The organism is Bacillus cereus group sp. BfR-BA-01381 (genome assembly GCF_022663555.1).
Lineage (GTDB): Bacteria > Bacillota > Bacilli > Bacillales > Bacillaceae_G > Bacillus_A > Bacillus_A pacificus.
Window position 1 is genome coordinate 1 of sequence record NZ_JAKUFR010000280.1, and the last position, 282, is coordinate 282.

Sequence of the window (282 nt, forward strand, 5' to 3'; positions counted from 1 at the left end):
TACTGGAGCATTAAGTCCAAGATCCAAAGAAATCCCAGCGGAGTTAAATGCATACAATCCTGCTGGAAGTCCTAGCCCTGATGGTCCAGTCGGTCCAGTTGGCCCAGTCGGTCCAGTAGCACCAGTGTCACCAGTTGGCCCAGTCGATCCAGTAGCACCAGTGTCACCAGTTGGCCCAGTTGGTCCAGTCGTACCAGTTGTACCAGTTGGCCCAGTCGGTCCAGTAGCACCAGTGTCACCAGTTGGTCCAGTTGTACCAGTTGTACCAGTTGGCCCAGTCGG

The 282-nt window shown here is 55.0% G+C and carries 1 pseudogene; it reads right to left on the reverse strand.

Going from position 1 to position 282, the window contains the following annotated elements:
- Nucleotides 1-282 (reverse strand): annotated as a pseudogene (locus tag MR079_RS28675) (hypothetical protein); the annotation flags it as partial.